General features: G+C 67.9%; 18 protein-coding genes, 2 tRNA genes and 1 riboswitch. Of the genes, 10 read left to right on the top strand and 10 right to left on the bottom strand.

Going from position 1 to position 22,731, the window contains the following annotated elements:
• Nucleotides 1–346: 346 nt before the first annotated feature.
• The 6 genes from AB0B96_RS18565 to AB0B96_RS18540 form a co-directional block, all read right to left on the bottom strand.
• The gene (locus AB0B96_RS18565) at nucleotides 347–2,923 is read right to left on the bottom strand and encodes a valine--tRNA ligase (protein WP_362900087.1); all 2,577 of its coding nucleotides are present in this window, start codon (nucleotides 2,921–2,923) and stop codon (nucleotides 347–349) included.
• Between the two features lie 346 nt (nucleotides 2,924–3,269).
• Nucleotides 3,270–4,550, bottom strand: a complete 1,281-nt coding sequence (gene clpX / locus AB0B96_RS18560; RefSeq protein ID WP_350949523.1) for an ATP-dependent Clp protease ATP-binding subunit ClpX — start codon at nucleotides 4,548–4,550, stop codon at nucleotides 3,270–3,272.
• Nucleotides 4,551–4,742: 192 nt separating this feature from the next.
• Nucleotides 4,743–5,387, bottom strand: coding sequence for an ATP-dependent Clp protease proteolytic subunit (locus AB0B96_RS18555; protein WP_350949522.1), 645 nt, complete (start codon nucleotides 5,385–5,387; stop codon nucleotides 4,743–4,745).
• Between the two features lie 11 nt (nucleotides 5,388–5,398).
• Complete coding sequence (locus AB0B96_RS18550; protein WP_344896003.1) at nucleotides 5,399–5,992, bottom strand: ATP-dependent Clp protease proteolytic subunit; 594 nt, start codon at nucleotides 5,990–5,992, stop codon at nucleotides 5,399–5,401.
• A gap of 516 nt (nucleotides 5,993–6,508) precedes the next feature.
• Nucleotides 6,509–7,888, bottom strand: a complete 1,380-nt coding sequence (gene tig / locus AB0B96_RS18545; protein ID WP_362900085.1) for a trigger factor — start codon at nucleotides 7,886–7,888, stop codon at nucleotides 6,509–6,511.
• A gap of 209 nt (nucleotides 7,889–8,097) precedes the next feature.
• Nucleotides 8,098–8,964 (bottom strand): helix-turn-helix transcriptional regulator, encoded by an 867-nt coding sequence (locus AB0B96_RS18540; RefSeq protein ID WP_350949520.1) that lies wholly within the window; start codon nucleotides 8,962–8,964, stop codon nucleotides 8,098–8,100.
• A gap of 243 nt (nucleotides 8,965–9,207) precedes the next feature.
• Here AB0B96_RS18540 and AB0B96_RS18535 point away from each other — a divergent pair, with 243 nt between their 5' ends.
• Complete coding sequence (locus tag AB0B96_RS18535; RefSeq protein WP_350949519.1) at nucleotides 9,208–9,717, top strand: ATP-binding protein; 510 nt, start codon at nucleotides 9,208–9,210, stop codon at nucleotides 9,715–9,717.
• A 160-nt stretch (nucleotides 9,718–9,877) separates the two neighbouring features.
• On the opposite strand, the gene AB0B96_RS18530 is transcribed toward AB0B96_RS18535, so the two are convergent.
• Nucleotides 9,878–9,951: transfer RNA gene (locus AB0B96_RS18530), tRNA-Pro, on the bottom strand.
• 88 nt (nucleotides 9,952–10,039) lie between these two features.
• On the opposite strand from AB0B96_RS18530, the gene AB0B96_RS18525 reads away from it, so the two are divergent.
• Nucleotides 10,040–10,110: transfer RNA gene (locus AB0B96_RS18525), tRNA-Gly, on the top strand.
• A 525-nt stretch (nucleotides 10,111–10,635) separates the two neighbouring features.
• Here the strand turns inward: AB0B96_RS18525 and AB0B96_RS18520 are convergent.
• A complete protein-coding gene (locus AB0B96_RS18520; protein ID WP_362900083.1) occupies nucleotides 10,636–11,925 on the bottom strand; it encodes an NAD(P)/FAD-dependent oxidoreductase in 1,290 nt (429 codons plus the stop codon).
• Nucleotides 11,926–12,011: 86 nt separating this feature from the next.
• Between AB0B96_RS18520 and AB0B96_RS18515 the strand changes: the two genes are divergently transcribed.
• The 3 genes from AB0B96_RS18515 to AB0B96_RS18505 all read left to right on the top strand — a co-directional run bounded on the left by AB0B96_RS18515 (nucleotide 12,012) and on the right by AB0B96_RS18505 (nucleotide 16,038).
• Nucleotides 12,012–12,629 (top strand): TetR family transcriptional regulator, encoded by a 618-nt coding sequence (locus AB0B96_RS18515; RefSeq protein WP_362514978.1) that lies wholly within the window; start codon nucleotides 12,012–12,014, stop codon nucleotides 12,627–12,629.
• Nucleotides 12,630–12,733: 104 nt separating this feature from the next.
• A complete protein-coding gene (locus AB0B96_RS18510) occupies nucleotides 12,734–14,320 on the top strand; it encodes an NAD(P)/FAD-dependent oxidoreductase (RefSeq protein ID WP_362900081.1) in 1,587 nt (528 codons plus the stop codon).
• 44 nt (nucleotides 14,321–14,364) lie between these two features.
• Nucleotides 14,365–16,038: a SpoIIE family protein phosphatase gene (locus tag AB0B96_RS18505; protein WP_350949516.1), complete on the top strand. Its 1,674-nt coding sequence runs from the start codon at nucleotides 14,365–14,367 to the stop codon at nucleotides 16,036–16,038.
• Between the two features lie 94 nt (nucleotides 16,039–16,132).
• On the opposite strand, the gene AB0B96_RS18500 is transcribed toward AB0B96_RS18505, so the two are convergent.
• Nucleotides 16,133–17,671, bottom strand: a complete 1,539-nt coding sequence (locus tag AB0B96_RS18500) for a choice-of-anchor I family protein (protein ID WP_362900078.1) — start codon at nucleotides 17,669–17,671, stop codon at nucleotides 16,133–16,135.
• A gap of 211 nt (nucleotides 17,672–17,882) precedes the next feature.
• Here AB0B96_RS18500 and AB0B96_RS18495 point away from each other — a divergent pair, with 211 nt between their 5' ends.
• A complete protein-coding gene (locus tag AB0B96_RS18495; RefSeq protein WP_350949514.1) occupies nucleotides 17,883–18,452 on the top strand; it encodes a TIGR03086 family metal-binding protein in 570 nt (189 codons plus the stop codon).
• A gap of 18 nt (nucleotides 18,453–18,470) precedes the next feature.
• On the opposite strand, the gene AB0B96_RS18490 is transcribed toward AB0B96_RS18495, so the two are convergent.
• A complete protein-coding gene (locus AB0B96_RS18490) occupies nucleotides 18,471–18,602 on the bottom strand; it encodes a hypothetical protein (RefSeq protein ID WP_350949513.1) in 132 nt (43 codons plus the stop codon).
• Between the two features lie 198 nt (nucleotides 18,603–18,800).
• Here AB0B96_RS18490 and AB0B96_RS18485 point away from each other — a divergent pair, with 198 nt between their 5' ends.
• From AB0B96_RS18485 to AB0B96_RS18470, 4 genes are all read left to right on the top strand, one after another.
• Complete coding sequence (locus AB0B96_RS18485; RefSeq protein WP_362900076.1) at nucleotides 18,801–19,397, top strand: metal-dependent phosphohydrolase; 597 nt, start codon at nucleotides 18,801–18,803, stop codon at nucleotides 19,395–19,397.
• An 84-nt stretch (nucleotides 19,398–19,481) separates the two neighbouring features.
• Nucleotides 19,482–20,282, top strand: coding sequence for a DeoR/GlpR family DNA-binding transcription regulator (locus AB0B96_RS18480; RefSeq protein ID WP_362900074.1), 801 nt, complete (start codon nucleotides 19,482–19,484; stop codon nucleotides 20,280–20,282).
• On the top strand, nucleotides 20,279–21,358 hold the full coding sequence (galT, locus tag AB0B96_RS18475) for a galactose-1-phosphate uridylyltransferase (RefSeq protein WP_362900072.1): 1,080 nt from the start codon (nucleotides 20,279–20,281) through the stop codon (nucleotides 21,356–21,358). The genes AB0B96_RS18480 and galT overlap by 4 nt, the downstream gene beginning before the upstream one ends.
• Nucleotides 21,359–21,430: 72 nt before the next feature.
• Nucleotides 21,431–21,567, top strand: a riboswitch (cyclic di-AMP (ydaO/yuaA leader).
• A gap of 3 nt (nucleotides 21,568–21,570) precedes the next feature.
• A complete protein-coding gene (locus tag AB0B96_RS18470; protein WP_362900070.1) occupies nucleotides 21,571–22,545 on the top strand; it encodes a hypothetical protein in 975 nt (324 codons plus the stop codon).
• The last annotated feature ends 186 nt before the right edge of the window (nucleotides 22,546–22,731 follow it).

Raw genomic sequence — 22,731 nt, 5'->3', positions numbered from 1 at the left:
CCCGCTAGGATTGCGACCACCCCGTTTCCAGGGCAACCCCTCTAACTTACTCCAACATCCGATCGTTGTCCAATCACTCGGACACATCCGGTTTGTCGAGATTTTCAGAGAGGGAGTGCAGGACGCTGCCCTGCATGAAGAACTCTAGCAGCCCCCTAGGGCTGCGATGACCAACTTTCCGGTAAGAACTAGGTCTTCCCTGGGACACCAACCCTCAAACACGAGAACCCGGGGTCAAGAGACCCCGGGTTCTCGTCAAGACAGCTGCCTGTCCTGGACACTCATCAGGTCGAGTTCCCGATCACCAGGTCGACCCGAGTCCCTGCCACGAACTCCCCTCGGCCGGTCAGCCGGCCGGAAGCGCCGCCAGCTGGGCGAGCAATCGTTCGATGTCCTGATCCGCCTGCGCGGCACGGGAGCGCACCTTGGTCACCACGTCGTCGGGTGCCTTGGCCATGAACTGCTCGTTGCCGAGCTTGGCGGCGACCTGGGCCGCCTCCTTGCGCGCTGCCGCGAGGTCCTTCTCCAGCCGCTTACGCTCGGCGGCCACGTCGATCGTCCCCGCCGTGTCGATCTCCACGGCGATTCCGGCCACATCGAGACTGGCGGTCGCGGCGAACGACTCGGACGGCTGGTCGAGCCGGAGCAGAGACCTGATCGCCCCTTCGTGAGGCACGAGTGCCGTACCCGCGAGAGAGAGCCTCGCAGCGACCCTCTGGCCCGGCTTGAGCCCCTGGTCGGAACGGAATCTGCGCACCTCGGTGATCAATCCCTGCACGGCGAGGATCTCTTCCTCCGCCGAGAGGTCGCGCAACGAGTCCTGAACCGTCGGCCAGGGTGCGACGACGATCGACTCACGCCCGGTGACCGCACGCCACAGTTCCTCGGTGACGAACGGCACCAGAGGGTGGAGCAACCGGAGCAGCGCGTCGAAGACATGACCCAGCACGAGCCGGGTGTGCTCCTGGCCGGAAGCGATCTGGATCTTGGCGAGCTCCACGTACCAGTCACAGACCTCGTCCCACGCGAAGTGGTACAGCAGGTCTGAGATCTTGGCGAACTCGAAGTTTTCGAACGCGGTGTCCACCGACGCGACGACCTCCTGGAGCCTGGAAAGGATCCAGCGGTCGGCGGCCGTCAGCTTCTCGATCGGGAGCTCACCCGTCACGGCGCCGTTCATCAACGCGAAGCGGGTGGCGTTCCAGATCTTGTTGCAGAAGTTGCGCGAACCCCCGGCCCATTCCTCGCTGATCGCCACGTCGGAGCCGGGGTTGGCACCGCGCAGCAGCGTGAAGCGGGTGGCGTCGGCACCGAAGCGCTCGACCCAGTCGAGCGGGTCGACGACGTTGCCGAACGACTTCGACATCTTCTTTCCGTACTGGTCACGGACCATGCCGTGCAGTGCCACGGTCCGGAACGGCGGCTCGCCGTCCATGGCGTAGATGCCGAACATCATCATCCGGGCCACCCAGAAGAACAGGATGTCGTAGCCGGTCACCAGGACGGAGGTCGGGTAGAACTTCGCCAGTTCCGGCGTCTTGTCCGGCCAGCCGAGAGTGGAGAACGGCCAGAGCCCCGAGGAGAACCAGGTGTCGAGGACATCGGGGTCCTGGACGTAACCCTCGGGCGCCTGCTCGTCAGGGCCGACACAGACGACCTCGCCGTCCGGGCCGTACCAGACCGGGATGCGGTGCCCCCACCACAACTGCCGGGAGATGCACCAGTCGTGCATGTCGTCGACCCAGTCGAAGTAGCGCTTGGCCAGCTCCGGCGGGTGGATCTTCGTCCGGCCGTCACGGACCGCGTCGCCGGCCGCCTTGGCCAGGGGCGAGACGTTGACGAACCACTGGAGCGAGAGCCGGGGCTCGATCACGGTCTTGCAGCGAGAGCAGTGCCCGACCGAGTGGAGGTAGGGGCGCTTCTCCGCGACGATCCTTCCATCCGCACGGAGCGCGGCCACCACCGCGGGCCTGGCCTCGAAGCGATCGAGCCCCTGGAACGGGCCGTGTGCGGTGACCACCCCGCGCTCGTCCATCACCGCCAAGGACGGCAGCGAGTGGCGTCGCCCGATCTCGAAGTCATTCGGGTCGTGCGCCGGGGTGACCTTGACCGCTCCCGTACCGAAGGCCGGGTCGACGTGCTCGTCGGCGACGATCGGGATGCGGCGACCGGTGAGCGGCAGCTCCACCTCGCGGCCGATCAGGTGCGCGTAGCGCTCGTCGGAGGGGTGCACCGCCACAGCGGTGTCGCCGAGCATCGTCTCGGCCCGGGTGGTGGCGACCACGATGGAGTCGTCGCCGTCGCCGTAGCGGATCGAGACGAGCTCGCCCTCGTCCTCGCTGTGCTCGACCTCGATGTCCGACAGCGCGGTCAGGCAGCGCGGGCACCAGTTGATGATGCGCTCGGCACGGTAGATGAGCCCGTCGTCGAAAAGCTTCTTGAAGATCGTCTGCACTGCTCGGGAGAGACCGGGGTCCATGGTGAAGCGCTCGCGCGACCAGTCGACACCGTCGCCGAGCTTCTTCATCTGGCCGAGGATCCGGCCACCGGACTCCTCCTTCCACTGCCAGACGCGCTCGACGAACGCCTCACGGCCGAGGTCGTGCCGGGACAGACCGTTCTTCGCGATCTCGCGCTCGACGACGTTCTGGGTCGCGATGCCCGCGTGGTCCATGCCGGGCAGCCAGAGCGTCTCCTGGCCGCGCATGCGAGCGCGGCGGGTCAGCGCGTCCTGGATGGAGTGGTCGAGGGCGTGGCCGATGTGCAGGACACCGGTCACGTTCGGCGGAGGCAGGACGATGCTGTACGGCTCGCGCTCGCTGCTCGGGTCGGCGGTGAAGTGTCCCTCCGATACCCAGCGCTCGTAGCTCCGGGTCTCCACGTCGGCGGGTGCGTACTGGGTGGGCAGCTCTGGCGTCGTCACGATGCCCAAGTCTAGGGATGTCCGCGTGTCCCCCGTCCCACGGACCGTCCTATGGATCGCTTCTCCTGTGACTTCTTCCGGCGAACGAGATGCTCCCCTCCCCGTTGCGGGCCGACGAACACCGAGCGGACACCGGCGGATACGAAGCAGGCACCCGCGGGCTCCGGCGAACAGGTGACCAGAATCGGCGGATACCCGCAGATACGAAGCAGGGGCGGAGAGGGACATCGGCGGCCTCAACCGGATACGTCGCGGGAGTCGGTCAGCCGGAAACAGGCGGTGCCCCTCGCGGGAGAATCCACGGGGGGCACCACTCGTGCGAGCCTGGAGCGGCTCGCGCGGACTTCTACGCCGACTTCTCCCGCGGCGGCCGCTGCTGCTTGTTGAGCTGGTCGCGCGGGACGAGCGTGGGATTGACGTGCTCCAGAACCGACTCGCGGGTGATCACCACTCGCGCCACGTCCTGCCGCGAGGGCACCTCGTACATCACCGAGAGGAGAACCTCCTCCAGGATCGCCCGCAGGCCGCGGGCGCCGGTGCCTCGGAGGATCGCCTGATCGGCGATGGCCTCCAGCGCGTCGTCGGTGAATTCGAGCTCGACGTTGTCCAGCTCGAACAGCCGACGGTACTGCTTGACGAGGGCGTTACGCGGCTCGGTGAGGATCTGGATGAGCGCCTCACGGTCGAGGTTGTGGACACTCGTGATCACCGGAAGCCGGCCGACGAACTCGGGGATCATGCCGAACTTCAGCAGGTCCTCGGGCATGACGTTCTCGAAGATGTCGGCGCTGTCGATGTCCTCCTTGGAGCGGATGATCGCGTTGAAACCGATCCCCTTGCGGCCGACCCGGGACTCGATGATCTTTTCAAGACCGGCGAAGGCCCCACCACAGATGAACAGCACATTGGTGGTGTCGATCTGGATGAACTCCTGGTGCGGATGCTTACGTCCGCCCTGTGGCGGCACGCTCGCGGTCGTGCCCTCCAGGATCTTCAGCAGGGCCTGCTGCACGCCCTCGCCGGAGACGTCCCTGGTGATCGACGGATTTTCGCTCTTACGAGCGATCTTGTCGACCTCGTCGATGTAGATGATGCCGGTCTCGGCCTTCTTGACGTCGTAGTCGGCGGCCTGGATCAGCTTGAGCAGTATGTTCTCGACGTCCTCGCCCACGTAGCCCGCCTCCGTCAGGGCGGTGGCGTCGGCGATGGCGAACGGAACGTTCAGCATCTTCGCCAACGTCTGGGCGAGCAGTGTCTTGCCGGAACCGGTGGGGCCCAGGAGCAGGATGTTGGACTTGGACAGCTCAATGCCGTCGTCACGCCCGCGCTCGCCGGACTGCACCCGCTTGTAGTGGTTGTAGACCGCCACGGAGAGAGCCTTCTTCGCCTGGTCCTGACCGATGACGTAGGCGTCGAGGAATTCGTAGATCTCCCTCGGCTTGGGAAGGCTGTCCCACTTGAGCTCAGAGGACTCGCTGAGCTCCTCCTCGATGATCTCGTTGCAGAGGTCGATGCACTCGTCGCAGATGTATACGCCGGGTCCGGCGATGAGCTTCTTGACTTGCTTCTGACTCTTTCCACAGAAAGAGCACTTCAGCAGGTCTCCCCCGTCGCCGATGCGTGCCACCCCAGATACTCCTTTGCGTGGGACCGCCCTGGCTACCGCGGTCCGTTTCTTCCGACCGGCCCGATACCCGATCGAAAAGTCATCCCGCTTAGGTTTCGACGTTACCGTCTTCTGAGCCCTCAGTGAGCCCCCTAGCGGCGAGTCGCACCGGAACGTGCCTGATTCGGCACGGTTCCGGTGCGATATGCCTCGTTAGGAGGCTACGGCCTTCGCGAGTTTCTTGCGGGACGGGATGATGTCGTCGATCAGCCCGTACTCCTTCGCCTCGACGGCGTCGAGGATCTTGTCCCGCTCGATGTCCTTGCGGACCGCCTCCGGTGCCCTGCCCGAGTGCTGAGCGATGATCATCTCCATCTGCGAGCGCATCCTGAGGATCTCGCGCGCCTGGATCTCGATGTCGCTTCCCTGGCCGCCGCCCTCGGTGGACGGCTGGTGGATCAGCATGCGGGCGTTCGGCAGGGCGAAGCGCTTGCCCGGCGTGCCGCCGGCCAGCAGGACCGCCGCCGCCGAGGCCGCCTGGCCCAGGCAGACCGTCTGGATCTCCGGCCGGACGAACTGCATCGTGTCGTAGATCGCCGTCATGGCGGTGAACGAACCGCCCGGCGAGTTGATGTAGATGCTGATGTCGCGGTCGGGGTCGAGCGACTCCAGGGTCAGCAACTGCGCCATGACGTCGTTGGCTGACGCGTCGTCCACCTGCACGCCGAGGAAGATGATGCGGTCCTCGAAGAGCTTGGCGTACGGGTTCATCTCCCGCATGCCGTAGGACGTGCGCTCGGTGAAGGACGGAAGAACGTAGCGGCCGTTGATGTCTCCCGGCCGGATCAACTCACTCACCTTGTGCCCCTTCAGGAGACGGCGCCCGTGGAGGGCACCTGCCGAGCGCTGCGCACGACCTGGTCGATGAAGCCGTAGTCCTTGGCCTCCTCGGCCGTGAACCAGCGGTCGCGGTCGGAGTCGGCCTCGATCTGCTCGAGATTCTGGCCGGTGTGGAACGCGATGCGCTCGGCGAGGGTCTTCTTGACGTAGAGCATCTGCTCCGCCTGGATGGCGATGTCGGCGGCGGTGCCGCCGATGCCGCCGGAAGGCTGGTGCATCATGATGCGGGCGTGCGGCAGGGCGTATCGCTTGCCCCGCTCGCCGGCGCACAGAAGGAACTGGCCCATGGAGGCGGCCAGACCCATCGCGACCGTGCACACATCGTTAGGCACATATTCCATCATGTCGTAAATCGCCATACCAGCGGTCACGGAACCGCCTGGCGAGTTGATGTAGAGCCAGATATCGCGCTCTGAGTCGTCCGCGGCGAGCAGGAGCAGCTCGGCGCAGATCCGGTTGGCGATCTCGTCGTTGACCTGGGTGCCCAGCACGATGATGCGCTCACGCAGCAGCCGCTGGTAGAGCTGGTCTTCGAGCCTGAACGAGCCGGTTGGCTGGCTCATCGACTCGGGCCCGGAGCCGGTCGGCTGGTAGAAGGTCGGCGGGCTGGTCACAGCGTCACCTTCCGATGCGTCGTAATCGATTGGCTTTGCTTGTGACCTTAACGCGCGCCACCTACCGGACATGCCTCCTCAACGCACTGTTCGCTGACGGCGCATGCTGCCCGCCGCCTCCCCACCACGTCCGCGGCTCCCCTGTTGTGCATCCCTGCGAGGGCTGAGAGGCCGGAGCCTCCCCGGCGTGTCGCCGCTCGCCGGAGAGGCGAAGGTGGGCACGCGCAGGAAGGCGTGCGACAGGTTGGGGCCACGAGATCCCTCAACGGCTCTCAGAGGGCCCAGGAGCCCTCGAAGCTCTGGGGGCAGAGAGAAGGGCCGGGGAGATTCCGGAGCCCTCCAGGCGTCGCCCTGCGGCACGCGCACCCTCACCCGGGGACGAAGACGCCCCCGCCACGCGGAGCGCGGCGGGGGCATCGGGCGGCGGAGGCAGCGGACGAATCCGGTCTCCCGCTCGGCCGAAGACTACTTGGCGGCGGTCTCGACCTCGGTGTCGTCGGCCTCCTCGGAGACCTCCTCACCGTTGATCTCGGTGTAGATGGCCTTGAGGTCGACCTCGTTGCCGGCCTCGTCGGTCACCTTGGCGGCGTCGCCGATGACGCTCTTGGCCTTGTCGCGGACGATCTCGACCATGGCCAGCGTGAGCTGGTCGTTGTCGGCCAGGTGCTGGGCCAGCGTGTTGGGCGCGACGTTCATCTGCATGGCGCGGCGCACCACGAAGTTGGTCAGCTCCTGCTCGCTGACACCGAGGTCCTCGCTCTTGACGATCTTGTCGAGGACGAAGCCCGTCTTGAGCGCCTTGGCGGCGCTCTCGTCGAACTCCGCGAAGCGCTCCTCCTCGGTGGTCTGGTAGAGGCGGAAATATGCCTCCCTGCTCAGGCCACTCTCGGCGATCTGGTGCTCAAGGTTGTGCTTGCGGTTGTCGACCTCGGCCTTGAGCGCGCTCTCGGGCAGCGGAATGTCGATCTTGTCGAGCAGGGCGGCGAGGGCGTTCTCGCGAGCCTGGACGACCTGGTCGATCAGCTTGTTGCGGCGGGCCGTCTCGCTGATGCTCGCCTTGAGCTCGTCGAGAGTGTCGAACTCGCTGGCGAGCTGGGCGAACTCGTCGTCGAGCTCGGGGAGGACCTTCTCCTTGACGCTCTTGACGGTGATGGTGACCACTGCCTCCTCGCCGGCGTTCTCGCCGCCGACCAGGTTGGTCGTGAACTCCTTGGTCTCACCCGCGGACAGGCCGACCAGTGCGTCGTCCAGCCCCTGCAGCACCGAGCCGGCGCCGACCTCGTAGGAGACGTCGTTGGCCTGCTGCTCCTCGATGTTGACGCCGTCGATCGCGGCGGCCAGGTCCATGACGACGAAGTCACCGGAGGCCGCGGGGCGCTCGACGCCGGTCAGCGTGGCGAAACGCTGACGCAGGCCGTTCAGCTGCTCCTCGATGTCCTTCTCGGAGACCTCGGAGACCGGGACGGTCACCTCGATGCCCTGGTAGTCGGGGACCTCGAAGCCGGGACGAACATCCACCTCGGCGGTGAACTCGACCTGCTGGCCGTCCTCGATCTTGGTGACCTCGATCTCCGGCTGGCTGACCGGGAAGATGTCGCTCTCGTCGACGGCCTGGCCGTACAGCTTGGGCACCGCGTCGTTGAGGGTCTCCTCCAGCACCACGGCGCGGCCGAACCGCTGCTCGATGATGCGAGCCGGAACCTTGCCGGGGCGGAACCCGGGGACGCGCACCTGCTGCGCGACCTTCTTGTACGCCGCCTGCAGGCTCTCGCCGAGCTCCTCGAACGGCACCTCGACGGTAAGCCTTACCCGGGTCGGGCTGAGCTCCTCCACAGCGGTCTTCACGGGGTCGTCTCCTTGATCAAGCTTCGAGTGATCGCGGGCGCGTCAGGACTTAACGGCTACCGCGGCAAGCTCGCGCGCCGCGCCCACATGAGCGGCACCTGGCACAGCCGTCGAGACACGCGAGATTAGGGCATGCTCCACAGCGGCGGGTGTTCAGCGCCGCTGGCCAGTCTAGGGCAGAGCGGCACCAGGGAGCGACCAATGGCCGCTCAGTCCTCCTTGATGATCCGCCGCAGGATGTCGTTCGTCTCACCGGGCGTGGTGCTGACCGCGCACAACCGCTCCATGACCTCGCTGTAGCGGTCGACGTCCTCACGCTTGTCCAGGTAAAGGGCGCTGGCCAGCTGTTCGACGTAGACGACGTCGGGGAGTTCGCTGTCGTTGAAGCGGAGCACGCTGAAGGCGCCGCCCTCCGCGCTGTGACCTCCGAAGCTGAAGGGCATGACCTGGATCGTGATGTTCGGCTGCCGCATGAGGTCGAGCAGATGCTCCAGCTGGGCCCGCATGACGTCCGCGCCGCCGATCGGACGCCGCAGGGCGGCCTCGTCGATCACGGCCCAGAAGAAGGGTCCGTCGGGTCGGCCGAGCACCTGCTGGCGTTGCATGCGCAGATCGATGCGGCGGGCGATCTCCTCGGGCGCGATGCCGGCGCTCCCCGCGGTGATGACCGCCCTGGCGTACTCCTTCGTCTGCAGCAGGCCCGGCACGAACTGCACCTCGTAGGTACGGATCCGGGAGGCCGCCTCCTCAAGGCCGACGTACGTCTGGAACCATGAGGGCAGCAGGTCGTTGAACCGGTGCCACCAGCCGGGCTCGTTGGCTCTGAGCAGCAGATCCATCACCGCCGACCGGGCTTGCTCGTCCTCCACCCCGTAGAAGGTGAGCAGGTCCGCCACGTCGCGTTCCCTCAGGCCGACCCTGCCGAGTTCCATCCTGCTGATCTTGGACTCGGATCCGCGGATCAGATGGCCCGCCTCCTCGCGCGACAGCCCCTTGGCCTCACGCAGGCGACGCAGTTGGGAGCCTAAAAGGATACGCAGAGCTGTGGGACCCGATCCCGGTTGAACCTGCGTCACTTCGCCTCCCTCTGTACTTGGGCCAGCGCACACAGTGTCACTACTTCCGGCCGCTATGACAAGGTCTCAACTCCCTGCCCAATTCGCCAAGTCGACGTCCTAACCGCCCATGCGGCTGCACATTGCAACTGCACGTGCATTTGGGTCTTGCAGCGGACGTGTCGGTGACCCATGATGGCCTAGTGCATATTGGGCTTATGGTGCACAAGCTCTGAAAACTCTCAAGTAGTACGGAGACTCACGATGACAGCGGGAGGTACCGGCAGGATGGTGGAGGAGCCAAAATCGGCTGCCGACTACCTGCAGGCGACCCGCCAGGTGGGCTTTGACGAGCTACTGGAGGCCAACCACTCCGGCGCCACCGCGTGTCCCCTGCCCAATCAGGCCGACTCGGTGAAGACCGCCAGGGACGTGACACGTTCCACATTCCACGACTGGGGGCTGGCGGAACTCAGCGATGACGCAGCGCTAGTGGTTTCGGAACTCGTCACCAACGCGGTCCGTTACGCGCTGTGCCCGCCCGGCCGGACCGAGATCAACCCGATCACGCTCGTCCTGGTGCACCTCTCTCCCCACGTGCTCCTGGCCGTGACGGACCCGAGCAACGAGGTGCCGACGCCCAAGGAGCCCGACTTCGTCTCGGAGAACGGCCGGGGCCTCTACATCGTGGAGACCTACAGCCAGGGCTGGGGCTGGGATCACCTCAACTGCGGCGGCAAGGCCGTCTGGGCCTTCTTCAGCCCTCACTCCTGACATTCTCCCCACAGCGGGATCATTTCCACGTTTCTCCGCGGGCACCCTTGACCCGCCCGTCCCACGCGCGTGACCCGTCCGTCCCACGCGCGCCGCGAAGAGCCACTCGCCCTCCGGAACGAAGAACCGGGCACCGGTCGAAACCGATGCCCGGCACGTGTCGGGGTGACAGGATTTGAACCTGCGGCCCCCTGCTCCCAAAGCAGGTGCGCTACCAAACTGCGCCACACCCCGTAGGTCGAGTGCGCGCACGCTCCGGAACTCCGGTACGCTTACGCCCTGACGAACGGATGAAGTCTAGACCAGACTGACGCCGGCTCGCGCGGACGTAGCTCAATGGTAGAGCCCCAGTCTTCCAAACTGGCTACGCGGGTTCGATTCCCGTCGTCCGCTCAGATGATGAAAGGCCAGGTCAGCCCATACGCGGCGACCTGGCCTTTCACGTTTCGCCAAAACTTCAGGAACTTCCGTGCCCGCTGCGTGCCCGATGGTTTTCTGGACCCGTTTTCGCGGGCTTTCTTGAATTCCTTCCCCGGCGCCCGAGCGATGGCCTGGTCAGGTCCTTGCTCGCGTGCTGGTAGACGAGCGCCGCCCGAGTGGAGAAGCGTCCCATTCCGGTCATCAGCTCTTCGCGGCTCCCCCCGCTGTCCGATGCCAAGGTGTTACCGACGTGCCGGAGATCATGGAAGTGGAACGCCGGAAGACCCACCTCGGTCTGTACCTTCCTCCGGATCCCGCGGGAGCGGGAGCGCCCCCTTGGGACCGACGGAGACAAGGCCGCCCTCCCCCGGCTCCGCGAACTCGTCGAAGTGTGCTCGCAGAACGGGAATGATCTCCGGAGGAATGGAGACCGTCCGCCGACCGGCCCGCGACATGGTCGAAGCTCTGAGTCCGACGTGACGGGTAAGGCGCCAGATCTCACAGGGAGGCTTTGCGTCTCAGGGCCGTGAGGTGCCCGGCGGCGCGCAGGAAGGTCCTCAGGCCGGCCCGGGCCACCGGGTTCTCGTCCACGAACCGATGGGCCGCCTTGAGGGAGTCGCGCACGGCGGCGAAGCCGTACTCGCGCATCCTCGCCTCGTAGACGGCGATGGCCGCGACGGGGTCGCCGCCACCGGTGAGAGCGTCGCGAAGCGACCGGGCGTCGCGTAAGGCGATGTTGGCGCCGATCCCCCGCATCGGGGTCATGCTGTGGATCGCGTCTCCGAGCAGGGTGATGTTCGTGGCGGGCCAGGGGCCGATCGGCACCGAGGTGCGGATCGGCAGCAGCGAGACGGTGTCGGGGTCGGAGGCGGTGACCAGTGTGCGGAGGTCCGGGTGCCAGCCCTCGGTCATCCGGGTCACGATGTCCCTCAGCCGCCCACCGTCCATCGTGGCGAGGTCGTGGGGGAAGCGACCGGTCGCGGCGCCGAAGGCCCACATGACGTAGCCGCCGGTGTTGTCGAACAGGGCACCCTCCCGTTCGGTCCTGCCGATCCCCGGCGGTAGGACCGTACTTCCGGCGTTCCCGGCGTTCCCGGCGCCCGCGAGGTCGTGCGGCGCGGCGAACATGCCGAGGCCCCTCGGTGGAATGACCATGTTGATGGCCTCGTACAGGCCCGGGTCGATCAGAGGGCGCGTGGCGGCGGTGAGCGGGAACTTGCCCGCGATCGTGACGATGCCGGTGTCGACGCGGCGGGCGTGCGGCAGGTACTGGCGTCTGACGCGGGAGTTTCCGCCGTCGGCGGCGATCACGATGTCGGCGGCCTCGGCGGTGCCGTCGGCGAAGCGCAGGGTGACGGTGCCTTCGGGGTCACGGGTGTAGCTCTCGAAGGTCTTGCCGAACCGGACGACACCGCTGGGCCCTTCGAGGCCGGAGAGCAGGATCTGCCGCAGGGTGATCCTGCTGACCGAGTGGTGGGCGTCCACCGGATCGGTCACGGACGGACTTTCCAGGGTCAGCAGCGGTCTCATCCGGTGGCTGAGAAAGCGGAAGTCCTGTGCACCGCGACCGGAGGTGGCCAGGAACGCCTCCCACAGCTCGGGGGGCAGGCAATCGCGCAGGGCCCGGGAGCCATCGGGGTCGATGTGGACACGGTAGCCCTGGAGCCGGTCGGAGGGGGTGCGGTCGCGCTCGTAGACCGTCACGTCGATCCCCGCGCCGTGCAGCCCCTGCGCCAGGCAGAGACCGCCGATCCCGCCTCCGACGACGGCGACTCTCATGTTCGTCATGGCATCACTATCAACCATCGGGATGAATCTATCAACCAAAAGGTTGATAGATTCATCCCGATGGTTGGCCGGTGTTACCGTGAGGCATGGACAAGCCCTCTCGCCGCGCCCCCGTGGAGCGCAGGCGTGATCCCGAGCGCACCAAGAGGCGCATCGTCGAGGCGGCCAAGGCCGAGTTCTCCGCCAAGGGATTCGCCGGAACGAGGGTGAGTGAGATAGCCGCCAGAGCCGGAGTGAACAAACAGCTCATCTCTTACTATTTCGGCGGGAAGGAAGGGTTACTCAAGGCGCTCACGGCGGATTGGCAGGGCAAGGAGAGCACCTTCGCCGGGACGTCGCCGCCGCCGACGCTGCCCGAACTGGTACGCGGCTACGTCACCGCGACCGTGCGTGACCGCGACCTCGCCAGGATCCTCATCTGGGGTGGACTGCAGGACGACGGCGAGGAGGACTCCGCGCTGCTCAGGGACATGCGGGACAACGTCGAGGACCTGCGCAGGCGGCAGGCGGAGGGGGAGTTCCCCGCCGACCTGGACCCCGCGTACCTGCTCCTGATGCTCTTCGCCGCGGCCGACGCCGGAGCGATATTCCCGCAGCTGGTCCGCGCGATCTGCGGGGACGATCCGGCGTCGGAGGAGTTCGGGGAGCGCTACGGGGAGCAACTGGCACGCCTGCTCCGCCACCTCAACACCGACAAGTCCTAGTTCGTGTGGAAATATCTATGAATCTCTGTTAAACACGAGGTTCGCATGTAGATCATTCTTTACAATCCTCCATAACCAGAAGTCAGACTGCCCCTGGAGGGAAAGTGTCGGAGTTCGACGGCGTCATCGTGGGCGGAGGTCACAACGGCCTCACGTGCGCCGCCTACCTCGCGAAGGCGGGGTTGTCGGTCGCGGTCGTCGAGCGCAACGACGTCGCGGGTGGCGGTTGCAGCACCCAGGAGCTCACCCTCCCGGGGTTCCGGCACAACACTCACAGCAGCTACCACTTCCTGGAGGAGGGCCCGGTCCCCGCGGACCTGGAGCTTCAGCGCTACGGCCTGCGCTACATCTACCCCGAGACCCAGCACGCCACGGTCTTCAGGGACGGCCGGGCGATCACGGTCTACACCGACCCCAAGCGCACCGCCGAGTCCTTCGCCCGCTTCTCCACGGCCGACGCCGCGCGCTGGCTGGAGTTGTACGAGCGCTACGCCGAGGCGGCCAGAGGGCTGATGAACGGCTTCCTGTACTCCAGGCCACTGCCGCCGCCGGTGCTCGCCGAGCGGATCAAGGGCGACCTGGGACGCGACATGATGAGCTACATGCCGCTCTCGCTGTACGAGGCCGTCGACAGGAACTTCGAGAGCGACCAGGTCAGGGTGCTGTTCAAGTCCTTCCTGCACGCGATCTCCATCGAGAACGTTCCCGGCACCGGCGGCTTCTTCCCCCGGCTGCTGTCGCGCATCGCCAGGCTCGGGGTGCCGGTGGGAGGCGCGGCCAACGTCGCGAGCGCGCTGCGCGCCGTCATCGAGGAGCACGGCGGCACCGTGGTGACCGGCGCCCACGTCGAGCGGATCCTGGTCGACGACGGGCGGGCCACCGGGGTGCGGCTCGCCACCGGCGACGTGCTCACCGCCCGCAGGTTCGTGGCCAGCGCGGTGGACGCCCCCCAGACCGTACGGCTCGCCGGTCCGGAGAACTTCGGCGCGGAGATCACCGCCAAGGTCGAGGACTACAGGTGGGCCGCGCACAGCCTCGTCACCCTGCACCTCGCGCTCGGCGAGGCGCCCTGCTACCGGGCCGCCGAGTTCGAGCCCGACGTGGACCGGGCCTTCCTCGTGGTGCTCGGCGCCGACGACAGCGAGCAGCTCGGCCGTACCTTCGACCAGATCCACCGGGGGGAGCTGCCCGAGCGGCTGGCCGGCAACGGCGCGTGCCCCTCGCTGTTCGATCCCTCGTACGCCCCCGCCGGCAAGCACGTGGCGTTCTGGTGGCCGTGGGCCCCGTACGACCTCGGCGGTGACCCGGCCAACTGGGACCTGCGGCGCGAGGAGGTCGGGGAGCGGCTGCTCGCCGAGTGGGCCGAATACGCCCCCAACCTCACGGGGGGCGCCGTCCTGGGTAAACGGGTCTTCTCACCACTCGATATCGAGCGGCACTGCGTCAACATGGTGCGCGGCAGTCATCACGTGGGGGCCTACGAGCCGTCCCAGCTGGGCGGCAACCGCCCGGTCCCCGAGATGGGCCAGTATCGCACCCCCGTCGACGGCCTCTACCTCTGCGGCGCCAGCAGTCACCCGGGCGGCTCGGTCTCCGCGGCCCCCGGATACAACGGCGCCAACGCCATCGCAGAAGACCTCGAACTGGAAACCTGGTGGACGCCGGTTCCCGCACCCCGGTGGAGCGAGTGAAGTCCCGTTTTGTCACAAAAAATCCAGCCACGCCAGGGTTCAGGATGGGCAGTCCCGCGTCCATGCACGAGCAGCTGTCCCTGCTCAACGCCGCCAGCAAACGCATCGGCAGCACACTGGACGTGTTCGAGACCGGCAGGGAGTTGATGGACGTCGCCGTGCCGCGCTTCGCGGACGCGGCGGGCATCCTCGTACAGGACCGGCTGGTGACCGAGGGAGAGTTTCCCCAGGAGACCACCGACGGCTCGGCGCTGGTGCGGCGGATCGCGGTCGGCGTGGCAGATCCCTCTCCCGGCGAGTACGCCAGGGCGTTTCCCGTGGACGAGGTCGCCGTCTACGAGGCCTGGACCCCCTACGCCCGGTGCATGGCGACCGGCAACCCGATCCTCTATCCGCGCCTGGGGCGCAGGACCGCCGAGGAGATCGGGCGGTTCTGGAAGCGTGACTCGGTGTCGAAGGTGCTGGAGGACAGTTCGTTTCTGGTGGTGCCGCTGAAGGCGCGTGGCCGGGTGCTGGGCTTCGTCATCTTCACCCGCAGACCCACCAGCCAGCCCTTCGACGAGCAGGACGTCAACCTGGCCGAGGAACTTGCGGCCAGGACCGGGGTCTGCCTCGACAACGCGCGCCTCTACAACCGCGAGCGCCGCACCGCGCTGACCCTGCAGAGCAGCCTGCTGCCCGTCGATCTCTCCCAGCCTCTGGGCCTGACGATCGCCTCCCGTTACCTGCCGGCCAGCGACCTGGTCGGGGTGGGCGGCGACTGGTACGACGTGATCCCGCTGCCCGGCTGCCGGGTCGCCCTCGTCGTCGGCGACGTGATGGGGCACGGCATCAGGGCGGCCGCCACCATGGGCCAGCTCCGCACGGCCGCGCGCACGCTGGCCAGCCTGGACCTGAGCCCGGCCGACGTGCTGTTCCGGCTCAACCTGATGAGCCAGGACCTGGACGCCAGCCAGATCGCCACGTGTGTGTACGCCACCTACGATCCCGTCACGCGGCGGTGCGCGATCGCCTGTGCGGGACACGTGCCGCCGATCCTGGTACAGCCCGACGGCGAGACCGAACTGCTGGAGCTGCCGCCGGGGCTCCCCCTGGGCATCGGCAACGAGCCCGCCGAGATGCGGGAGTTCACGCTTCCCGGCGGGACCGTGCTCGCCTTCTACACCGACGGCCTGGTGGAGAGCCGCAACCGGGACATCGAGGAGGGCATCAACGCGTTGCGCGGTCTGCTCTCCGGCCCCGACCACGACCTGGAGGAGGTCTGCGACCTCACGATCAGGGCACAGCGGCCCGGACACGAGCGGGACGACATCGCCCTCCTGCTCGCCAGGGTGTCGGAGCTGACGGAGAAGGACTTCGCGGAGAGGTCACTGCCCTCCGACCCCCGCTCCGCCTCCCAGGCCCGCCGTTTCGTCCGGGCCACGCTCGACGAGTGGGGACTGTCCTCGCTCAGTGACAACACCGAGCTCATGGTGAGCGAGCTGGTCGCCAACGCGGTCGAGCACGGCCGGGGCGAGGTCGAGCTGCGTCTGCTGCGCGGGCCCACCCTGGTCTGCGAGGTGTCCGACGGATCGGTGTCCGAGCCGGTCATGCGGGAGGCGTCCACCACCAGCGACACCGGCCGCGGCCTGCACCTCATCAACTGGCTCGCCCACCGCTGGGGATCACGCCTCACCCCGAAGGGCAAGATCGTCTGGATCGAGCAGAGGCTGCCATAGCCGTCTTGACCACGGACGCCGGTGACGGCGACACGATCGAATGATCCTGCGACGGACGGGGCCTCGCGGTGCCGGAACGGGGCCCGGCGAGCCCTCAGCGGATCTCGTAGAGGGCGGTGGTGCCGCTGACCTCGTTGCCGACCACCAGGAGCGGGTGGCGGGTGGGGCTGTCGGAGGCGGGGATGAACAGCACGCCCTCGGGACCGACGTCCCCGGCGGTGCCGTCCTCGACCGAGCCGGTGAAGTCACGGGTGTTGACGTAGCCCGCCAGACGCGGGGCGCGCGGGTCGCCCAGGTCGTAGGCGACGATCCCACCGACCCGCTCCAGCCCGGCGAAGGCGTAGGTCCGGCCACGCACCTCACCGACCGTGATCCCCTCGGGCTCGGGGCCCTTGTTGTCGCTGCGGCTGTCGAAGGAGTCGTTCTCCTCGTTGTCGGCGTTGAAGGCGCCGGGCAGTTCCCTGGCGACGAGCCGCTCCAACTGGTCGCCGGAGTCCCAGACGAGCGCTCCCGAGGTGGACCTGACCGAGATCGAGCGGGCGCCGAACGCGTGCAGTTCGGTGTAGGCGCCGTTCGCGTCCCTGGGCGAGTCGACGGCCACGTTCAGGCGGCCGAGCTCGGCGTCCTTCTTGAGGTTCTCCGCGTCGGGCAGCGCGAGGTTCAGCGACTTGACCCTGACCTCGTCGGCGTGGCAGCCCCACTCGCGCCCGTCGCCCTCGTTGGCGGTGACCAGGTAGGTCCGCCCACGGTCGCGGAAGTGCGCGATCGCGTCGGGCTGGTACATGCCCTTCACCGGCCGGGGCCTGACGTCGATCTTCCCGTCCCTGTCCGACGCGTCGAACCCGCTCTTCGACCAGTCCTTCAGCCCCAGCGGGACGACGTCGCGAACCACGACCCGGTTCAGGTCGACGATCGCGAGCGCGTTGTTCTCCTGAAGGGTCACATAAGCGGTGTCGCCGTCGACGGTGACGTACTCCGGCTCCAGATCCTGGGCCGCGGTGGCGCCGGGGCCGGTGATCCGCACTCCCCGGGCCCGCAGCCGCTCGGCGTCGAACTTCGCGAACCCCGCGGTCCGCACCGTCCAGCGGCGCAGGTCGACGACGCTCACCGAACCTTCGGGGTCGGCCGCCTCGCCCTCGCAGTAGGAGGACGGCTCGCCCTCGTTGGCCACGACCACCCGGGTCCCGTCCGGAGTGAAGGTCAGCATGTCGGGCAGCGCCCCCACGGTCACCTGCCTGAGCTTCTTCCCGCTCGCGGCGTCGAAGAAGGCGACGGTGCCCGGGTCGGTCTTGACCGCGGCCTGCTGGGCCACGGCGACCAGGCCGCGGCGCACCGCGACGCTGTTGGCTCCGGGGGTGGCCAGGGTGGCGACCTTGCGCGGCTTGCGCGGGTCGCGGATGTCGAGCACGTCGACGGTACCGGCCTGCGCGTTCACCACGAAGACCCTGCGGGTGGAGGCATCGTACGCGGTGATCTCCGAGGCCCCGGCGGTTCCGGCGGTGTGACGGCCGAGGAAGGTCAGTGTGATGCCCCGGTGGCCGGATTCGGCGGTGGCCGGAACCGCGGAGAGGGGCAGGAGGAGCAGGCCGGTGACCGCCGCGGCGGTCGCCCTGGTGAAAGTCATGGTGCGCATGAGATGAAGTTTCGCAAAATATCGTGACTTACTGCTGACGTCGATCTGACCGTGGAATGAAGTCCCCCGGTCAGGTGTGCACCCTACGGAATTCCTTGGGCACCTCGGGCATGCCGGTCATGTCCGTTGACGCGATGACTACTGGCTGTTCAGGGGTTACGGTCAAGATGAGAGCCGGGAGGAGACCCGGGAGGGCATCGGGAGGGGCATGATGACCATCGACGTACCCGAGGCTTACCACCGCGCACTGGACGACTTCGGCGCTCTTGTCCACCGGATCGGCCCCGAGCAGTGGGAGAACCCGACCCCGTGCGTCGACTGGGACGTGCGTGCTCTCGTCAACCACGTGGTCGGCGAGAACCTGTGGGCTCCCGTGCTGCTGGCCGGGGGGACCTCCGCGGACGTCGGCGACGCCTTCGACGGAGACCTGCTGGGCGACGATCCCATCAAGGCCTTCGACACCTCGGCCGTACCCGCCATCCAGGCGGCGACAGGCGTTCACGCCCTCGGCCGCCTCGTCCACCTGCCGTTCGGCGACGTGTCCGGCCGGGAGTACATCACCGAACTGTTCGCCGACGCGCTCATCCACACGTGGGACCTGGCCCGCGCCATCGGTGCCGACGAGCGTCTCGATCCCGAGTTGGTCGAGGCCTGCGCCACCTGGTTCAGCGACGCCGAGCCCGGCTACCGGCAGGCCGCGGCCACCGGGGAGCACCCGCAGCCTCACTCGGGCACCGACCCGCAGACCCTGCTGCTCGCCTCCTGGGGCCGCCGCGCCTGACCATCGGAGCGCGTGCCGTCAGCCCGCCGCCGGCCGCCGGCCGTGGTTGGCCCTGCGCTTCTTGCGCGCCCTGGCCTTGCGTGCTCGTCTGCCCATGCCGACCACCCCTTCGCCGAGGTTCCTCCGGATCCGTACGGGACTCGATCTCACTCGCCCAGACCTTCACATTCCTCCTGGAATGTCCGTCGCACAAGGCCTGGACGGCGATCCGTCCGGCTCCGGCGGACCGTATTTCCCCGGCGTTTCCCCCGTCTTGACGTTCCCCACCCGTTGGATGGACGCGTGACCGGGCTCCTCACCCGTCAGGCCGGACTACCGGCTCCGTCACCGGACTCTAGGCTCCGTCACATGAGCGAGAAGCTGATGGCCCGCTGGCGATCCCTCGCCGGCGCGGGGGCCGACCCCCTCGGCCGCGAACTGATCACCCGGTACGACGAGCCGCACCGCAGGTATCACACGACCGCCCATCTGGAGGCGGTGCTCACCCATGTCGACGCCCTCGCCGACCACGCGGGGCGCCCGGACCTGGTACGGATGGCGGCCTGGTTCCACGACGCCGTCTACGACCCGCGGCGCGCGGACAACGAGGAGCGGAGCGCGAGGCTGGCCGAGCGCGCGCTGCCGGAGCTGGGGGTGCCCGCGGAGGATGTGGCGACGGTCGCCCGGCTGGTCAGGATGACCGTCACGCACGCACCCGCGTCCGGCGACGCGGACGGGGCCGTGCTGTCCGACGCGGACCTGGCGATCCTGGGCTCCTCCCCCGACGTCTACGCCGCCTACGCGGCGGCCGTGCGCGAGGAGTACGGCTTCGTCCCCGACGACGTGTTCAGGGCAGGAAGGGCCGCGGTGCTGCGCTCGCTGCTCGATCTTCCGGTGATCTTCCACGTCGCCGATCTGGAGGGGGCGGCGAGGGCGAACATCGCGGCGGAGCTTGATCGACTGTGAGCGGCCGGCCAGCACAATCCAACAACCTCCCCCACCTGGTCGTGGTATTTTGGTGGAATCTGATGGATTAAGGGGAGTGAGGCGATGCTCGCCCAGCAGCGACAGCAGGCGATCCTGGAAAGGGTGCGCGGCAGCGGCGGGGTCAGGGTCGCCGATCTCGTCCGGGAGCTTGGCGTGTCCGACATGACGATCCGGCGCGACCTCGAGGTGCTCTCCGAGCGCGGCCTGGTGGAGAAGGTCCACGGTGGCGCCACCGCCGCCGGGCCCGGCTCGACCGAAGAGCCGGGTTTCGCCGCCAAGTCGGTGCGCCAGCAGGCGGAGAAGGAGACGATCGCCCGGCACGCCGCCCGGCTCGTCCGGCCGGCCACCGCCGTCGCGCTCTCCGCGGGCACCACGACCTGGACGCTCGCCCACCACCTCGTCGACGTGCCCGAGCTGACCGTGATCACCAACTCGATCCGGGTCGCCGACGTCTTCCACCGCTCCCCCAGGGCCGACCAGACGGTCGTGCTGACCGGCGGGGTCCGCACCCCCTCCGACGCGCTGGTCGGTCCGGTCGCGGTCTCGGCGATCCGCGGCCTGCACGTCGACACCCTCTTCCTCGGCGTGCACGGTATGAGCACCCGCGCCGGGTTCACCACCCCCAACCTGCTCGAGGCCGAGACCAACCGCGAACTGGTCGCCTCCGCGCACCGCCTGGTGGTGCTCGCCGACCACACCAAGTGGGGCACGGTCGGCATCAGCACGATCGCCGAGCTGGCCGAGGCCCACATCGTGGTCACCGACTCCGGCATGACCGAGAAGGCCCGCGAGGAGCTCGCCGCCTCGGTGGGCGAGATGATCATCACCGACCCCCAGCGCGAGAGCGAGATCGCCGGCCGATGAAGCGTACGATCACCCACCTGGCCGACGGCCGGGAGCTTTTCTACTTCGACCGGCGCGACGACGCCGACCGCACGGCACCCGACCGGCGCGACCTGCCGCCCCGTCCCGCCGCCTCCGAGCTGCGCTACGACCCGCTCACCGAGGAGTGGATCGCGGTGGCCGGGCACCGCCAGGGCCGCACCTTCCTTCCCCCCGCCAACGAGTGCCCGCTCTGTCCCTCGACTCCGGGCAATCTCACCGAGGTCCCCTCCTCCGACTACGAGGTGGTGGTCTTCGAGAACCGGTTCCCCTCGTTCTCCGCCCAGCCGGGCGACCACCGGCCGATCGGAGGGTTGAGCGAGGTCCGTCCGGGGGTCGGCAGGTGCGAGGTGGTCTGCTTCACCTCCGAGCACGACTCCGCGTTCTCGCGGCTCTCCCCCGAGCGGGTCGAACTGGTCATGGAGGCCTGGGTCGACCGTACGGCGGAGCTGTCGGCGACGCCCGGCGTGGAGCAGGTCTTCTGCTTCGAGAACCGGGGGGCGGAGATCGGCATCACCCTGGCCCACCCGCACGGCCAGATCTACGCGTACCCCTACGTGACCCCGCGCACCAGGCTCACCCTCGGGGCGGCCGAGCGCCACAGGGAGCGGACGGGCGGCAACCTGTTCGCCGACGTCCTGGCCGCGGAGCGTGCGGCCGAGATCCGGGTGGTGGGCTCGAACGAGCACTGGACGGCCTTCGTCCCCGCCGCGGCGCGCTGGCCCGTGGAGGTCCACCTCTACCCGCACCGCAGGGTCCCCGACCTGGTCGCGCTGGACGCCGGGGAACGCGCGGCGTTCGGCCCCCTCTACACCGACGTGCTCCGCCGCCTCGACGGGATCTTCGGCGTGCCCATGCCGTACGTCGCGGCCTGGCACCAGGCACCGGTCTCCACCGGCCGCGATCTGTCGTACGCGCACATGGAGCTGTTCAGCATCCGCCGCGCGCCGGACAAGCTGAAATACCTCGCCGGGTCGGAGTCGGCGATGGGCGCCTTCGTGAACGACGTGTCGCCCGAGGCGACAGCACAACTGCTGCGCTCTGTTGTCACGAACTGATTACCGCTTGGTCTCGTCTTGAGGTCGCATGACCTGCTGTTTACCACTACTATCCTTCCCACATCGGCTGTAAACGCTGATTTGCCTAATCCCGGGCACCTTGCCCGGGAGCCGGGGAACCACCGCACCTGGGGTGAAACCACTTCGGTGGAAGGGCTTCCTCCAGCCCGAACCCGTCAGCTAACCCGGTAGGCGTAAGGAGAGGAGAGTGCGTGGCGGCCCCGTCCCCCACGTTCCGTCGGCGTGCGTCTCTGGCCCTCTGCCTGAGCTCGATCGTCGTGTTCACCATCGGCGCCCCCACCGCCGGAAGCGCGGACCCCAAGCCCACCGAGGCCAAGCTCCGCGCCGAGCTGGCCAAGCTCGGCAAGCAGGTCGACAAGCTGATCGAGACCTACGCGGCCACCCGCGAGTCGCTCAAGATGGCGCAGAAGGCCGAGATCGTCGCCAAGCAGAACCTGGAAAAGGCCGAGAAGACCTACGTCGAGGCCAAGCGGGAGGTCGACTCCATCGTCCAGTTGCGCTACCAGAGCAGCGGCGGAGGGCTGCCCGCGCTGATGTTCTCCGGCGACATGGGCGCCGCCGCGGTGATGGAGCAGCTCACCGCCCAGCAGGCCGCCCACCTGGAGGGCTTCGTCAACAGCATCGACCGCAGGAAGCGGGCGGCCGAGACGGCCGCCAGGCTCACCGACGAGATCGGCGACGAGGCCAAGGAGGTGCAGGCGCAGCGAGAGAAGGCCGAGAAGCTGATCCGCGACATGAAGAACAAGCTCGACCGGCTCGCCCCCACCGGTTCCGGCCGTCGCGCCGACGGCAGCTGGGCGCCGCAACTGCCCACCGGCCCCGACAACATCACCGACCGCACCCGGATCATGCGCGACGCCGTCATGAGGCGCTTCAACCTGCCGTACTCGGTCGGCTGCTACCGGGCCGTCAACGACGGCGGCGAGCATCCTCTGGGCCGCGCCTGCGACTTCATGATGAGCGCCGGTGGCGCGATGCCCACGGCCGCCAACCTCGCGCTCGGCGACGAGATCGCCGCCTGGGCCATCAAGAACAAGGCCAAGCTCGGCGTGAAGTACGTGATCTGGCGCCAGCGCATCAACCACGGCTCCGGCTGGAGGTTCATGTCGAACCGAGGCGGCATCACGGCCAACCACTTCGACCATCCGCACATCTCGATGTACTGAACCACCAGACTTCTGCCCTGCGGTGATCTTGTCGCAAGGTCCTCTCAGGACGCTTCGCGGACTTCCCGCTTCATGATCTTCGGTTGGCGCGCGATAGAGCGTAGGGCGGCGGAGTCCTGCACGGACGCGCAGGACGGGTTCCCCTGGACGAGCAGGTCCTGAGTCCGACCAGTTGATCGAGTGACG

Origin of the sequence: Streptosporangium sp. NPDC049046 (assembly GCF_040649155.1) — a bacterium.
GTDB lineage: Bacteria > Actinomycetota > Actinomycetes > Streptosporangiales > Streptosporangiaceae > Streptosporangium.
Note: the sequence above shows the minus strand (reverse complement) of the source record. Positions and strands in the feature narration are given on the sequence as shown.

What these genes read in the sequence shown, in the direction of transcription:
- AB0B96_RS18550 (WP_344896003.1), bottom strand. Translation starts at nt 5,992, where the DNA reads ATGAGCCAGCCAACCGGCTCGTTCAGGCTCGAAGACCAGCTCTACCAG.
- AB0B96_RS18535 (WP_350949519.1), top strand. Translation starts at nt 9,208, where the DNA reads ATGACAGCGGGAGGTACCGGCAGGATGGTGGAGGAGCCAAAATCGGCT.
- AB0B96_RS18520 (WP_362900083.1), bottom strand. Translation starts at nt 11,925, where the DNA reads ATGACGAACATGAGAGTCGCCGTCGTCGGAGGCGGGATCGGCGGTCTC.
- AB0B96_RS18515 (WP_362514978.1), top strand. Translation starts at nt 12,012, where the DNA reads ATGGACAAGCCCTCTCGCCGCGCCCCCGTGGAGCGCAGGCGTGATCCC.
- AB0B96_RS18505 (WP_350949516.1), top strand. Translation starts at nt 14,365, where the DNA reads ATGGGCAGTCCCGCGTCCATGCACGAGCAGCTGTCCCTGCTCAACGCC.
- AB0B96_RS18500 (WP_362900078.1), bottom strand. Translation starts at nt 17,671, where the DNA reads ATGCGCACCATGACTTTCACCAGGGCGACCGCCGCGGCGGTCACCGGC.
- AB0B96_RS18495 (WP_350949514.1), top strand. Translation starts at nt 17,883, where the DNA reads ATGACCATCGACGTACCCGAGGCTTACCACCGCGCACTGGACGACTTC.
- AB0B96_RS18485 (WP_362900076.1), top strand. Translation starts at nt 18,801, where the DNA reads ATGAGCGAGAAGCTGATGGCCCGCTGGCGATCCCTCGCCGGCGCGGGG.
- AB0B96_RS18480 (WP_362900074.1), top strand. Translation starts at nt 19,482, where the DNA reads ATGCTCGCCCAGCAGCGACAGCAGGCGATCCTGGAAAGGGTGCGCGGC.
- galT (WP_362900072.1), top strand. Translation starts at nt 20,279, where the DNA reads ATGAAGCGTACGATCACCCACCTGGCCGACGGCCGGGAGCTTTTCTAC.